13 protein-coding genes are annotated in these 13,961 nt (G+C 69.2%); 4 read left to right on the forward strand and 9 right to left on the reverse strand.

Annotated elements, in window-relative coordinates; translation table 11 throughout:
* Nucleotides 1-105: 105 nt before the first annotated feature.
* The 7 genes from gyrB to FVA80_RS14270 all read right to left on the reverse strand — a co-directional run bounded on the left by gyrB (nucleotide 106) and on the right by FVA80_RS14270 (nucleotide 7,207).
* On the reverse strand, nucleotides 106-2,550 hold the full coding sequence (gene gyrB / locus FVA80_RS14240) for a DNA topoisomerase (ATP-hydrolyzing) subunit B (protein ID WP_147908287.1): 2,445 nt from the start codon (nucleotides 2,548-2,550) through the stop codon (nucleotides 106-108).
* Nucleotides 2,551-2,728: 178 nt separating this feature from the next.
* A complete protein-coding gene (locus tag FVA80_RS14245; protein ID WP_147908288.1) occupies nucleotides 2,729-3,691 on the reverse strand; it encodes an aldo/keto reductase in 963 nt (320 codons plus the stop codon).
* A 4-nt stretch (nucleotides 3,692-3,695) separates the two neighbouring features.
* On the reverse strand, nucleotides 3,696-4,340 hold the full coding sequence (locus FVA80_RS14250; RefSeq protein WP_147853884.1) for an MBL fold metallo-hydrolase: 645 nt from the start codon (nucleotides 4,338-4,340) through the stop codon (nucleotides 3,696-3,698).
* An 85-nt stretch (nucleotides 4,341-4,425) separates the two neighbouring features.
* Nucleotides 4,426-4,815 carry a hypothetical protein gene (locus FVA80_RS14255; protein WP_147908289.1) on the reverse strand — a complete coding sequence of 130 codons (390 nt, stop codon included), beginning with the start codon at nucleotides 4,813-4,815 and terminating at the stop codon, nucleotides 4,426-4,428.
* Between the two features lie 58 nt (nucleotides 4,816-4,873).
* Entirely contained in the window at nucleotides 4,874-6,541 is a 1,668-nt protein-coding gene (locus tag FVA80_RS14260) for an alpha-amylase family protein (protein WP_147908290.1), read from the reverse strand.
* Between the two features lie 65 nt (nucleotides 6,542-6,606).
* Complete coding sequence (locus tag FVA80_RS14265; RefSeq protein ID WP_246692397.1) at nucleotides 6,607-6,978, reverse strand: BrnA antitoxin family protein; 372 nt, start codon at nucleotides 6,976-6,978, stop codon at nucleotides 6,607-6,609.
* Nucleotides 6,920-7,207: a BrnT family toxin gene (locus FVA80_RS14270; RefSeq protein ID WP_147908291.1), complete on the reverse strand. Its 288-nt coding sequence runs from the start codon at nucleotides 7,205-7,207 to the stop codon at nucleotides 6,920-6,922. Before FVA80_RS14270 ends, FVA80_RS14265 begins: the two co-directional genes overlap by 59 nt.
* Nucleotides 7,208-7,383: 176 nt before the next feature.
* Here FVA80_RS14270 and FVA80_RS14275 point away from each other — a divergent pair, with 176 nt between their 5' ends.
* Both FVA80_RS14275 and FVA80_RS14280 read left to right on the forward strand, forming a co-directional pair.
* A complete protein-coding gene (locus tag FVA80_RS14275; RefSeq protein ID WP_147908292.1) occupies nucleotides 7,384-10,425 on the forward strand; it encodes a transglycosylase domain-containing protein in 3,042 nt (1,013 codons plus the stop codon).
* 17 nt (nucleotides 10,426-10,442) lie between these two features.
* A complete protein-coding gene (locus tag FVA80_RS14280; RefSeq protein WP_187193688.1) occupies nucleotides 10,443-11,501 on the forward strand; it encodes a hypothetical protein in 1,059 nt (352 codons plus the stop codon).
* 67 nt (nucleotides 11,502-11,568) lie between these two features.
* Here FVA80_RS14280 and FVA80_RS14285 read toward each other — a convergent pair whose 3' ends face one another.
* On the reverse strand, nucleotides 11,569-11,784 hold the full coding sequence (locus FVA80_RS14285; protein ID WP_147908294.1) for a hypothetical protein: 216 nt from the start codon (nucleotides 11,782-11,784) through the stop codon (nucleotides 11,569-11,571).
* A 269-nt stretch (nucleotides 11,785-12,053) separates the two neighbouring features.
* On the opposite strand from FVA80_RS14285, the gene FVA80_RS14290 reads away from it, so the two are divergent.
* Both FVA80_RS14290 and FVA80_RS14295 read left to right on the forward strand, forming a co-directional pair.
* Nucleotides 12,054-12,302, forward strand: coding sequence for a hypothetical protein (locus tag FVA80_RS14290; RefSeq protein ID WP_058194484.1), 249 nt, complete (start codon nucleotides 12,054-12,056; stop codon nucleotides 12,300-12,302).
* A gap of 185 nt (nucleotides 12,303-12,487) precedes the next feature.
* Complete coding sequence (locus tag FVA80_RS14295; protein WP_147908295.1) at nucleotides 12,488-13,120, forward strand: hypothetical protein; 633 nt, start codon at nucleotides 12,488-12,490, stop codon at nucleotides 13,118-13,120.
* 163 nt (nucleotides 13,121-13,283) lie between these two features.
* Here FVA80_RS14295 and FVA80_RS14300 read toward each other — a convergent pair whose 3' ends face one another.
* On the reverse strand, nucleotides 13,284-13,862 hold the full coding sequence (locus FVA80_RS14300; RefSeq protein WP_187193723.1) for a polysaccharide biosynthesis/export family protein: 579 nt from the start codon (nucleotides 13,860-13,862) through the stop codon (nucleotides 13,284-13,286).
* Between the last annotated feature and the right edge of the window lie 99 nt (nucleotides 13,863-13,961).

Here is a 13,961-nt window from a genome sequence, read left to right on the forward strand (position 1 = left end):
TCTTGTGGCGTGTTCCGGATAAGCCGGGTTCCGCCGATCAGAATGCAACGACGGCGGCCAACGTGGGTGGCCGCCGTCGTTGCGGGTCGCCTCCGGAAAACCCGATCACACGTCCAGGTTGGCGACGCTCAGGGCGTTGTCCTGGATGAACTCCCGCCGCGGCTCGACCACGTCGCCCATCAGCTTGACGAACAGGTCGTCGGCGTCGGTCGTGTCCTTGACCTTCACCTGCAGCAGGGAGCGGACCTCGCGGTCCAGCGTGGTCTCCCACAGCTGTTGCGCGGTCATCTCGCCGAGCCCCTTGTAGCGCTGGAGCTGGAGGCCCTTGCGGCCGAAGGCCATGACGGCCTCGAACAGCGCGACGGGCCCGTGCAGCACGGTCTCGTCGGTCTTGCGCATCAGCGTCGCCGGCTCGCCGTAGATTTCCCGGAACGCGTCGGCGCGCTCGGACAGGCGCCTGGCCTCCTGAGACGAGATCAGGCTGGCATCCAGGGTGGCGACCTGCTTGACCCCGCGCAGGGTCCGGGTGAGGCGATAGCCGCCCTCGTGGGCTTCACCCTGCCAGCCCTGCTCGATCTCGTCGGCGATCAGATCGAGGCGGCGCGCGGTCGTGTCGGCCAGGACCTCGGCCTCGCCCAACCGGGATGCCGCCTCCCCGTCGAACGCCCCGGCCAGCACCGCTTGCTCGACCACCGAGCGGTCGTAGCGGGTGTGGAGTCCCTGGAGCACGTTGCGGAAGCCGCGGGCTTCCTCGACCAGGCTCTTGAGCTGCGGCCCGGTGAACTCCGCCCCCGTCGAGAGCCGCAGGATTGCCCCGTCGGTCCCTTGGTCGATCAGGTAGTCCTCGAGGGCACGCTCGTCCTTCAGGTAGATCGCCCTGCGGCCGCGCTCGGCTTTGTAGAGCGGCGGCTGGGCGATGTAGAGGTGCCCGCGGTCGATCAGCTCCGGCATCTGGCGGAAGAAGAACGTCAGCAGCAGGGTCCGGATGTGCGAGCCGTCGACATCCGCGTCGGTCATGATGATGATGCGGTGATAGCGCAGTTTTTCCGGGTTGAAGCCTTCCCGGTCCGTGGACGAGCGGCCGATCCCGGCGCCCAGCGCCGTGATCAGCGTGCCGATCTCGGCCGAGGACAGCATGCGGTCGGCCCGCACCCGCTCGACGTTGAGGATCTTGCCGCGCAGGGGCAGCACCGCCTGGAACGCCCGGTCGCGGCCCTGTTTGGCCGAGCCGCCGGCCGAATCGCCCTCGACCAGCAGGATCTCGCACTTCGACGGGTCGCGCTCCTGGCAGTCGGCGAGCTTGCCGGGGAGCGAGGCGATGTCCAGCGCGCCCTTGCGGGTCACGGTCTCGCGGGCCTTCCGGGCCGCCTCGCGGGCGGAGGCCGCCAGCACGACCTTGCCCATCACCGAGCGGGCCTGCTGCGGGTTCTCCTCGAGCCAGGTCGACAGGCCCTCGTTCAGCACGTTCTCGACCGCGGGGCGGACCTCGGAGGAGACCAGCTTGTCCTTGGTCTGCGACGAGAATTTCGGATCCGGCACCTGCACGGAGATGACCGCGGTCAGGCCCTCGCGGCAATCCTCGCCGGTGAGCGAGACCTTCTCGCGCTTCGAGACGCCCGACGAATCGGCGTAGCCGGTGATCTGGCGGGTCAGCGCCGCCCGGAAGCCCGCCATGTGCGTGCCGCCGTCGCGCTGCGGGATGTTGTTGGTGAACGGCAGCACCGTCTCGTTGAACGAGTCGTTCCACCACAACGCGACCTCGACGCGGATGCCCTCGCGCTCGGCGCGGACAACCACGGGGCTGGCCATGCCCTCGATCGGCTTGCGGGACCGGTCCAGGTACCGGACGAAGGCCTCGATGCCGCCCTCGTAGTACAGCTCCTCGCGCTTGTGCTCGGCATGGCGCGCATCGGTCAGGACGATGCGCACGCCCGAGTTGAGGAAGGCGAGCTCGCGCAGCCGCTTCTCCAGCGTGCCGTAGTCGAACTCGATCATCGTGAAGGTGTTGGTGGAGGGCAGGAACGTGACTTCCGTCCCGCGCCGCCCCTCGCCGGGGCCCACGATCTCAAGCGGCGCCACGGCATCGCCGTGACGGAACTCCATCGCGTGCTCCATGCCGTTGCGCCAGATCCGGAGCTTCAGGAACGACGACAGCGCGTTCACCACCGAGACGCCGACGCCGTGCAGGCCGCCGGAGACCTTGTAGGAATTCTGGTCGAACTTACCGCCCGCGTGCAGCTGGGTCATGATGACCTCGGCCGCCGAGACGCCCTCCTCCTTGTGGATGTCGGTGGGGATGCCGCGGCCGTTGTCGGAGACCGTGACAGAGCCGTCGGCGTTGAGCTGCACGGTGACGAGGTCGGCATGGCCGCCCAGGGCCTCGTCGATGGCGTTGTCCACCACCTCGTAGACCATGTGGTGCAGGCCCGAGCCGTCGTCGGTGTCGCCGATATACATGCCGGGCCGCTTGCGGACGGCGTCGAGGCCCTTCAGCACGCGGATCGATTCCGCGCCGTACTCGGCGGGCTCGTTCGGAGGGGTGTCGGCCATGAAATTCCTCGGGCAGGCGGACCAGTTCGCGACGGAGGGACTCGCGCCGTCGGGCGCCCACGCCTGCGCTCTCGCTTGGTCCACCTGATATAGGGGTTCCGCGTTGAGATTGCACGATTTTACGGGCTCGCACGCGCCCGTACACCCGCTTTTCTGAGGCTCCGCGCTTAACGCCCCGTTAGCCCTCGATGCCGCCCGCGCTGGCCGCGTCCAAACGAGCGATCGCGTCCGCGGAAAGCCGCAGTTCGGCAGCACCCAGCAGATCGTCGAGCTGCGCCACCGACGTCGCGCTGGCGATCGGCGCGGTGATGCCGGGCCGGGCGATGATCCAGGCCAGCGCCACCTGGGCCTGCGTCGCGCGCTGGTCCCGGGCCACCGAATCGAGCACGTCGAGGAGTGCCAGCCCGCGCGGGGTAAGGTACTTCGCGACGCGGTTCTCCCGGGCGCGTCCCGCCGCATCCTGGGCGGACCGGTACTTGCCGGTGAGGAAGCCGGCCGCCAGCGAGAAGTAGCCGATCACCCCGATGTCCTCCGCCCGGCACAGCGGTTCGAGCTCCGCCTCGTAGCCGCGCTCGGCGAGGCTGTAATCCGGCTGCAGGCATTCGTAGCGCGGCAGGCTGGAGGCGGACGAGACAGCCAGCGCCTCGGCGAGGCGGCTGGCGCCGTAATTCGAAGCCCCGATCGTCCGGACTTTGCCCGAAGCGATCAGGCGCTCGTAGGCCCGCAGGGTCTCCTCCAGGGGCACCTCCGCGTCGTCCAGATGCGACTGGTAGAGGTCGATCCGGTCGGTCTGGAGCCGCCGCAGGGACGCCTCGCAGGCCTGCTCGATATGGCGCGCCGACAGGCCCTTGCCGGCGTCACCCATGTCCATGCCGACCTTGGTGGCCAGCACGATCCCGTCCCGGGTGCCCGGGCGCGCCGCGAACCAGCGGCCGATCACGGTCTCGGACTCACCGCCCCGGTGGCCGGGCGCCCAGCGCGAATAGACGTTCGCCGTATCGATGAAGTCGAAGCCGCGCTCCACGAACCGGTCGAGGATGGCGAACGAGGTCGCCTCGTCCGCGGTCCAGCCGAAGACGTTGCCGCCGAGGCAGAAGGGCGCGACCCGGAGGTCGGAGCGGCCGATGCGACGCTTGTCCATGGTGTCAGCCCTGCAGGAACGGATTCGAGACGCGCTCCTCGCCGAGCGTGCCGGTCGGGCCATGGCCGGGGATGAAGGAGATGTCGTCGCCCAACGGCAGGACCTTCTCCTTGATCGCGCGGATCAGCTGCTCGTGGTTGCCGCCGGGCAGGTCGGTGCGGCCAACCGAGCCCTTGAACACCACGTCGCCGACCAGCGCGAAGCGTGCGTCCCGGCTCACGAACACGACGCTACCGGGCGAATGGCCCGGGCAGTGCAGGATGTCGAAGCCGAGCTCGCCGACCGTCACGGCGTCGCCGTCGTCGAGCCACCGGTCGGGGGTCACGGCCCTGCCCTCGCCGATCCCGTAATTGGCGGCGGTCTCCGGCAGGGAATCGAGCAGGAACTTGTCGGCGCGGTGCGGGCCCTCGATCGGCACGCCGAGCCGCTCGCGCAGCTCGTCGGCGCCGGCGGCGTGGTCGACATGGCCGTGGGTCAGCAGGATCTTTTCGACCCGCACGCCCTGCTCCCGGATGGCGGCCTCGATCCGGTCGAGGTCGCCGCCCGGATCGACGACGGCGCCGACCTTGGTGGCGTCGTCCCAGATCAGCGTGCAGTTCTGCTGGAAGGGCGTGACCGGGATGATCCCGGCGCGGGGCGTTCCTGGCATGGGGTTCCGCGGGTTGGCTGCGCCGCCGTCGGCGCTCTGGACCGGGTTCTAGCGCAGAACCGGCCGTGCGGCACCCCGCGGCCGCTCAGGCCGATCCGTCCTTCGGCCGGCGCAGGCTGTCGTGGAGCGCGAGCATCTCGGCCATGCCCATCGACCGGCTGCTCCACCGGGTCTCGGCGGTGTTGACCTTCGTGAAGCGGTCGTGGGACCGGCCGCCATAGGCGCCGAAGATCGCCGTGCCCGGCTCCGTGGTTCCGGCTTCGGGCGGGGCGGAGGACGCGTCCGGCCGGTCGACCCGGTACGACGGCGCCGTCGCCTTGCCGGTGACCCCGATCCGGACCCAGGCGTCGCCGTAATGCTTCTGGCACATCCGCATCGTGACCAGCACCTGGCGCAGGTAGCCCTCGGCATCCTCGAGGCCGGGCAGCACGTCCGCGATCGTCGCGTCCGAGGGGTAATGTTTGGTCCGAACCATGTGCATCCTCGCTCCGGCACATCCCTAGCGCGCCGGGCGGACGGGGGCGAGGCGCCCGTCAGCCCGGGGTCCGCTTCAGCAGGGCGTCGAGGCCGCCGACCCGGAACCAGTGGTAGCCGTAGCCCTCCAGGAACAGGCAGTGGCTGCCCTCGGGGCCGGCGTCGCTGCGCGAGCCGGTGAGCACGTCGACCAGGATGTCGGGCTCCGGCTCGGGCACGCCGGAGCGGAGGGCGATCTCGATCGGCTCTGGCGCGAGGTTGTGCACGCACAGGATGGCGTTGCCACGCCATGCGTAGCGCAGGGCGAGAACCGAGGCCTTACCCGTGGGCACCGCCGTCACGTCGCCCCAGCCGATCTCGGGCGCCTCCTTGCGGTGGCGGATGATGCTCTGCATCCAGTTGAGCAGCGAGCCCCGGTCGTGCCGCTGGTCGGCGACGTTCACGTGCGCGAAGCCGTAGGGACCGTGATCGATCGGCGGCAGCACCGTCCGCTCGGCCCGGGAGAAGCCGCCCTTGTGCTCGGCGGTCCACTGCATCGGCGTCCGGGCGCAGTCCCGCTCCTTCAGGCCCAGGTCGTCGCCCATGCCGATCTCGTCGCCGTAGCGGATCACCGGCGTCCCCGGCAGGGTGAACATCAGCGAGTAGGCCAGCCGGATGCGACGGGGGTCGCCCGCCAGCATGGGGGCGAAGCGGCGCCGGATGCCGCGGTCGTAGAGCTGCATCCCCTTCTCGGGTCCGAATTCGGCGAACACCGCCTGCCGCTGCGTCTCGGTGAGCCGGCCGAGGTCCAGCTCGTCGTGGTTGCGCAGGAAGATGCCCCACTGGCACGAGAGCGGGCGGGGCTTGGTCCGCTCGATCGCCTTCACCAGAGGGCGGGCATCGTGCGCGGCCAGGGCGTAGAAGGTCGATTGGTTGACCTGGAAGTTGAACATCATGTGCATGCGGTCGGCGTCGTCGCCGAAATAGTCGAGGTCCTGCTTCGGCAGGATGTTGGCCTCGGCCAGGATGATCGCGTCGCCCTTGCGCCATTGCAGGAACTCGCGGAAGTCGCGCAGCATGTCGAATTGCTCGCGCGGCTTGCCGCCGACGTCGGCCCCCTTCTCGGCGATGACGAACGGCACCGCATCCATCCGGAAGCCCGACACGCCGAGCTCGATCCAGAACCCCATGATCTTCAAGATCTCGGCCAGCACCTCGGGGTTGGCCGTGTTGAGATCGGGCTGGAAGTCGAAGAACCGGTGGAAGTACCAGGCGCCGGCCTTCTCGTCGTAGGTCCAGGTGGTCTCCTGGACTCCGGGGAAGACCATGCCCTCGTCGGTGCCGGCCGGGCGCTCCTTCGACCAGACGTACCAGTCGCGGTAGGGCGAGTCCGGGTCGGAACGGGCCGACTGGAACCAGCGGTGCTTGTCCGAGGTGTGGTTGACCACGAGGTCGATCAGCACCCGCAGGCCCCGCTGCTTGGCCGCGTGTGCGAAGGCGACGAAATCGCCGAGCGAGCCGTAATCGGGATCGACCCCGTAATAATCCGAGATGTCGTAGCCGCCGTCACGCTTGGGCGAGGGCTGGAACGGCATCAACCAGATTGCGGTGGCGCCCAGGCCCTGGATGTAGTCCAGCCGCCGCTCGAGCCCGGCGAAGTCTCCGATGCCGTCGCCGTTGGCGTCCATGAAGGTGCCGACCGACAGGCAGTAGATGACCGCGTTCTTGTACCAGAGGTCGTTGATCATGCCGGTCCTCGCGAGGCGCCTTCAGAAGCGCCGTTCGGCCATGAGGACCGGCCGCGCCGGCGACCCTACGACGACCGGCGGGAATTGGTTCCGCCTGATCGAAGGGGTCGATCCGGCTCCTTGCGCGCATGATCCATGTAGGCGCGCAGCACGCTGTTGATCTTGGTCTGGTAGCCGCGTCCCTGTTCCCTGAAGAACGCCAGGACATCGGCATCGACCCGCATGGTCACGATCTTCTTCCGGGACTCCGGATGGATGACCGCTTGGCTCCAGTCGATCTCCAGATCGGCCTCGTCGGGATCGGTCGAAACGGCCGCGTCGACGTCGGCATCGGTCAGCGCCTTCACGGCGTCCCAGTCACTCTCGCTGTCGCCGTGCTCAACCATCGCTGTCAGATCCGCCGACGAATGCCTGTCTGTATGCTTGTCGTTCTTCACGCCGCGCCCTCCTGAACGAGATCAACCGCCGCCGATCCAGGCGCCAGGTCCAGACGAGGGTGACGTGCACCTCACCCAGGACCCCGACCGTGACGTGGCGCGCCTCGTCCCGGATGGCTGCCGGACCTTCGAGCCGGGGGCGGCCGTCGAACAGGGCGACCGCGTCCCGGAAATCGAGGCGGTGCTTGGCGAGGTTCGCCCGGCGCTTCGCCTCGTCCCACTCGAGCATGGCCGGTCGCCCCTCGATGTCAATACGTTCTGTCAATACGTGCTAGGGCGAAGCTTGCGGGGGGGGGGGGCACCCCGGCAGGCTTTTCCTTAAAACAGCCGCGTTGTGCTCGCCCAGTTCGGCGGCGCACCCGGGAGGTTCGCACCCGCTCCGCCGCCCCCTCGAATCCGGACCGCATGAACGCCATCCTGATCAAGCTGTTCGCGACGGCCCTGACGCTGAGCCAGGTCACGACGCGGCCGGACGTGGTGCGGACCCAGTTCGATCCGTTCACCGATCAGGCCGAGGTCGTGCGCCTGCTGCGCGACGGCTGCGCCCACATGCGCAAGGCGTTCGACATCGAGGACATCAATCTCGATGAGTTGATCACCACCGCCATGGAGGATCCGACGAGCGTCGCCGGGCCGGGGGCGCCGAAGATCCTGCACGGGCTCAACCTCGACGAGCTGAACACCAGCTACAAGCAGTTCTGCAAGGGCGAGAACCCGGCGATCTCGCCGTTCAATGCCCGCGAGGTCATCGAGTTCTACGACAACGCCACCAAGGACCTGCCCACCGCCGAGGCGCTCCGGGACAAGGTCCTGCCCGGCATGACCCGCATCCTCGACGGGTCGGGCAAGCCCTTCGCCGAGACCTTCGAGGCGAACGGCCGCCGGCTCGTGGTGCCGATCACCGCGGTGCCGAACCTCGTGCAGAAGGCGTTCATCGCGGCGGAAGACAAGCGCTTCGAGAGCCACCACGGCATCGACGAGCGCGGCGTGATCCGCGCCTTCATCGGCAACCTCGCCTCGCCCGGGCGCCCGGCCGGCGGCTCGACCATCACCCAGCAGGTGGTGAAGAACCTCTCGGTCGGCGACGACGTCACCTACGAGCGCAAGATCCGCGAGATGATCGTGGCGGCCCGCCTGGAGCGGATCCTCTCGAAGCCGCAGATCCTCGGGCTCTATCTCAACGGCATCTATCTCGGCCGCGGCGCCTACGGCATCGAGATGGCGGCGCAGAGCTATTTCGGGAAGTCGGTCGGGCAGCTGACCCTGCCGGAGGCCGCCCTGCTGGCCGGCATGCCGAAGGGACCCAACTTCTACAGTCCGGACAAGTACCCGGAGCGGGCGCGCGAACGGCGCGCCTACGTGCTCGCCCGCCTCAAGGAGGAAGGCACGATCACCGATGCCGAGATGTCCGGCGCGGTCAACGCCGATCTCGGGCTGAAGCCGGTTGACGCGACGCGGCGCGATTCGGGCTTCTACGTGGTCGATTACCTGAACCGCGAGGCCCGCACCTTCGCAGGGGTGGATTCGCTGACCGCCGGCTCGTTCACGGTCCGCTCGACCATCAATGCCGGGCTCCAGCGCGCCGTCGAGGGGGCGCTGCAGGACGGGCTCGCCAACTACGAGCGCGCCACCGGGCGCCAGACCTACACGGGTCCCGAACTCAACCTCGCCGACAGCATCCGCCGGATCCAGGCGGCGACGCCCGCGCCGGAAGGCTCGGTGCAGAGCGCGCCCGGCGTGACGGGGGCCCGGGCCGAGGCCGCGAAGGACCCCGCGAAGCCCGAGGCCAAGGCGGGCGCAAAGGCGGCCAAGCTCAAGGCCCCGGCGGCGCCGCTGGTGAAGCCCGTGTGGCTGCGGGCCCTGGAGAGCGCGCGGCCGACCCTGTACGACGTGCACTGGCCCGTCGCCGTCGTCCTCGAGCCCGGGCGCGGACCCGTGAAGGTCGGCCTTGCCGACGGCCGCACCGCAACCCTCGATCCGGGCGTCGCCCGGGGCAAGCTGCAGCTCTACGACGTGGTCCGGGTCAAGCTCACGGAGGGGCGCGGCGCGCCCCGGGCGCAGCTGCGGGTCCGGCCCAACGTGCAGGGTGCCGCCCTGGTCATGGAGAACCAGACCGGCCGCATCCTGGCGATGGCGGGTGGGTTCTCCTATCCGCTGAGCCAGCTCAACCGGGTCACTCAGGCGGTGCGCCAGCCCGGCTCGACCCTCAAGCCGCTGACCTACCTGGCCGCCCTGAATGCCGGGCTCCAGCCCAACACCCTGGTGATGGATTCCGCCGTGACCCTGCCGCCGATCGGCGGATCCGGGGATTCCTGGTCGCCGAAGAACTACGAGGGCGGCGGCTCCGGGCCGACGACCCTGCGCAGGGGCCTGGAATTCTCCAAGAACCTCGTCACCGCCCGGCTATTGCAGGGGGGCATCGCCCCGAAGGCGCCGGCCAGCCTGAAGCGGGTCTGCGACATCGCCTTGGAGGCGCAGATCTACGCCGAGTGCGAGCCCTACTACCCGTTCGTCCTCGGCGCGCAGCCGGTCCGGATGCTCGACCTCGCCGGGTTCTACGCGGCGGTGGCCAACGAGGGCGCCCGACCGGCGCCGTTCGCGCTCGAATCGGTCGAGCGGGACGGCAAGGCGCTCTACACCCACGCCGCCCGCGAGCCCACACGGATCGGCTCGGCCGACCGGATCGCGTTCTACCAGCTCAAGACCATGCTGCAGGGCGTCACCCAGCACGGCACCGCGGCGGCCCTGTCCAAGGTGTCGGCCTACGTCGCCGGCAAGACCGGCACCTCCGAGAACGAGAACGACGCCTGGTTCGCGGGCTTCACCAACGAGATCACCGTGGTGGTCTGGGTCGGCTACGACAACGCCGACGGCAGCCGCAAGACGCTCGGCCGCGGTCAGACCGGCGGGCATCTCTCGGTCCCGATCGCCTCCACCATCCTGCAGGCGGCCTGGGCGAACGGCATCGCGAAGACGCCCCTGCGCGGCCCCTCCCCCGAGGCGCGGCCGTTCATCGCCGACCTGGCGATCGACCCGCATAGCGGCCAGCGGGTCGCGGGCGGCGGCTTCATCGAGCATTTCCGAACCAGTGGCGACGGCCAGATGGCCGACACCCAGTTCCGCCTGGTGCCGCGCGAGACCCTCTACGCCATGCGGCCGGATGCGCAGGACGGCGACCTCTCCAGCAACGAGGACGGCGCGAGCGTGGCCGGCGACTACTACGGCAACATGACCGGCGAACGCGCCGCCCCCGATCCGCTCGATCCCTTCGGCGAACGCCCCGCTGCGCGCAGCCGCCGTGCGCAGGGCGATCTGGATTCCTATGGCCAGGACGCCTACAGGCCCTGGCCCGGCCAGACGGCGCGCTCGCCCTTCGGAGACGAGGGCGTGCGCCAGCCGCGCCGCCGCGACCCGGACTACCTGTTCGGCGAAGACCCGGGCTACTGACCCACCCGCTCCGACCGATGAGATGCCCGTTGCGAACGCAGTTTCCTGCCGCCCTCGCCCTCGTTCTGACGGCCGCTGCGCCGGTCTGCGCGCAGAGTCCGGCCGCCAACACCGTGCCGGGGCTTGAACGGATCAAGGAGGTGCCCTCGGTCACCGCCCTCGATCCGGCCGCGCTCAAGCCGGGGCAGATCCTGTTCACGGATCACCGCGACAACCCCACGGCGCCCGAGAACGGGCTGATCCCGTACCTGGACTGGCTTAAGGTCCGCCCGGCCGAGGCCGCGGTGCTGGCGCCCTTCCCCGGCTACAAGGAGCCGGACTACACCGTGACGGTGAACGGCGTGACCAAGCCGCGGCACGAGACGCTGAAAGTCTACGTGGCGGAAGGACGGTTCGTGGTCGCCCGGCCGCCCGAGGCGATCGACCTCCAGGCTTTCGCCAATCTCGGCTTCGTCCAGAAGATGGACCCGGCGATCAAGCACAAGGCGATCACCACCGGCGAGGTGACGCCGAACAAGGACCCGGCCGCCGCCTTCGCCAAGCGCCCGGACCGGCCCTGGTGCGAGGGGGCCGGCGCCTGCATCGAGTCCCGGTACGATCTCGAAGGCAAGCTGCCGCTGGGCGTGAAGCTCGCCAACAAGCTCGAAGAGGGCTCGGCCAAGAAGATCGCCGAGTATGTCGCGTTCCAGAGCGAGCTGCGGGTGCTCGGCGCCGACCAGGGGGCGGCCCTGAAGGCGCTGACCAAGATCGACACGCCGGTGACGGATGGGCTGGAGCAGACGATCTTCTGGGTCAACCAGATCCTGCGCTTCGGCAAGTTCCTGGCGGTGTTCCAGCCGTTGCCGAACGATCCCACCAAGACGGTGGTGACCACCTACATGGCGCTCGCCATCAAGGCCGACGTGCTGGACCGCAAGGCCGAGTACGCCCGCGTGCCCGTGCTGAAGAACCTGCTCCCCGCCCAGGTGCTGATGGGCAATTCGAGCTTTAACACCGGCAGCTCGATCAGTGCCGGCCTGCCGGTCTACGCCCGCAACCGCATCACGACCTTCGCGGACGCGATCGCGAAGCGCTGACCGGTCGGCTCCCCGCGCCCGACCAAATTTCCCCGCACCGGCGTTCCGGGACGGGGCGCCCGGGGGCTCAGAACCCGCGGTTGCCGATCGAAGGCAGGGTCGGCTGCGTGTAGGCGCGGTTCACGTCGCGCCGGGTCTGGGTGCCGTTGGTGTCGTTCGAGGCGCGGTAATTGTCGAGCCGGAAGCTGTCGGCGAGGCCGCTGCGCCCGTCCGGGCTGTCGGTGTTGCAGGCGCACAGGCCGCCGACCGCCAGGAACGCGACGGCAAGAAGGGTAAAGCGCATGATTGGTCCTGAGCGATGCCGACCCGCGCGAGGGATCACTATCCGCCGCCGAATCGCAGTGTGAAAAGTCGGTGCCGGCATGGTCAGCGCGCCGGCAAGTCCGTCAAGACCGGCGGAGAGGCGTAAACCGATTCTGCCGCCTCCGATGCGCGGCGGCCACGGAAAATCTACCTTTCCAGCCGTTAGCGGCGGATAGAGGCCGGCAATTGCCGGAAGTCCGGTCCTTACCCCTGGCGAATCCGGGTCCTTTCGGGCCAGAACCGTCGGCGATGAGCAATGTCCTGCCCTTCCGGCCGCGCCCGACCGTCACCCGCCTCGCCCGCTGCGAGGTCGTGACCGTGGCCGGCGATCTCCTCGCCCTGCTCGAGCAGCTCGAGGATGTGAGTGCCCGCGCCGCCGCGATGGGCCGTCCGACGCTCGAAGTCGAGCGTACGGTTCAGAACCTCCTCGACGCGGTCAGCGCCGTGGAGCGAGCCCTCGATTGCATCGGCGAGGGCGAACAGGTCGCCCCGGCCTGAGCCGCGTCGGCCCGCCATGCGAGCCGATCTTGCACAATAGATCGTGCTACGATTCGGTAGAATACCGCAGCAGCTGCAACGTTCGTCGAACTTCGCCACAAGACCTCTAATATTCCGGAACCCTCCCGCGCAGCTTGCGGTTGAACGTCCGGCGCTCGATACCGACGCCAGTTCCGGAGGACGTTATGAGGTTTCGTACGGGCAGCACGTTGGCCGTCATCACCGCCGCCGGGCTCCTTGTGGGAACGAACGTCCAGGCGCAGGCGGCTGAAATCGGCTTCCTCGAGATGCTGTTCGGTGCGCGGCCGGCGCCCCAGGCGGTCCAGCAGGCCCCCGCGCCCCTCGAGGATCGCGCCGTCTACCGGCGTTCGACCCCGCGGCTCGGCCACGCGCGGCACCGTCTCCAGACCCGGTACGCCGCGCTCCCGGTGCGGATCCGCGCCAAGGAGAGCGAGCTGAGCGAACGCCAGACCCCCATCGACATGAAGGCCGGTGCGGCCGCCGCGCTGATGAAGGACGAGACCCTGATGCCGGGCGACATCGTCGTCCTCAACACCGGCGCCAAGGTGTTCACGGGCAGTCCCGACAAGCGCCACGCACTGCGCGATTTCGAGCCCGTCCACACCTCGCGCTTCGTCAGCAAGGGGACGCGCAAGCAACTCGCCGGATTGTTCACGCCGGTGGGCGCGTCGCCTGCCAGCGAGGCGCGCCGCGTCGTCGCGCGCAGCACCCAGGTTCCGGCGTCCCCGGTGGCGACACCGATCCCGCCGCAGCAGACCGCGATGCGGATCATCAATGTGTGGCAGCCAGCGCAGTAACCCGCGACCACCGATGCCCGCGGGGATCCCGTCTAGACGGAGGTCCCACCCGCGATCTCAACCTGCGATGTGAGCGCTGCTCGGCAGCACCGCACAACAGGTGAGAGTTTTGGATGGCGATCAGCGATAGCAGGCCGCCGCGCTCGTCGCGCCGGACAGGGCGTCAGAAAAAGCGCTCCTTGACCACGATCGTGTCGCCCGGCCGGACCGAGTAGGTCATCGGCACGATGCCCGACACCAGCCCGCCGCCGGTATCGCGCGTCAGCACCGCGTAGTCGCGGGCCGCCCGCGGGCCGAAGCCTGCGGCGATTGCCACGGCCGTCTCGACGGTCATGCCGTTGACGAACGGGTATTGGCCGGAGGTCGTGACCTCGCCCAGGATGTAGAACGGGCGGTAGGTGTCCACCTCCACGGTCACGTGCGGCTCGCGCACGAAGCCGGAGGACAGCTTGGCCTCGATCGCCTTCGCCGCCTGGCCGGTGGTCTGGCCGCCGACCTGCACGGTGCCGATCAGCGGCATGGCGATCTTGCCCGCCCCGTCGACGGCGTAGATGTTCGACAGGTTGTCCTGTCCGAACACGATCACCCGCAATTTGTCGCCCGCCGAGAGCGGGTAGCGCGCGCCGATCGAGCCGGTGCCGGTGGCATCGAGCTGGTCGGTCCGGAAGGTCGGACGCAGGCAGCCGCCGAGCGCCAACGTCGAGCCAAGTGCGAGGAAAAGAGCGCGCCGGTTCATCACCATCGCCGTCATGGGTGCCAATTCGCCTCGGTCTAGGCTGTTAAGGTTAATGAACCTTGATCATCGCGATGGCCTGTTCCGAACAGAGCGGCGCGCGGCGGG

It is taken from the genome of Methylobacterium sp. WL1 (assembly GCF_008000895.1).
Lineage (GTDB): Bacteria > Pseudomonadota > Alphaproteobacteria > Rhizobiales > Beijerinckiaceae > Methylobacterium.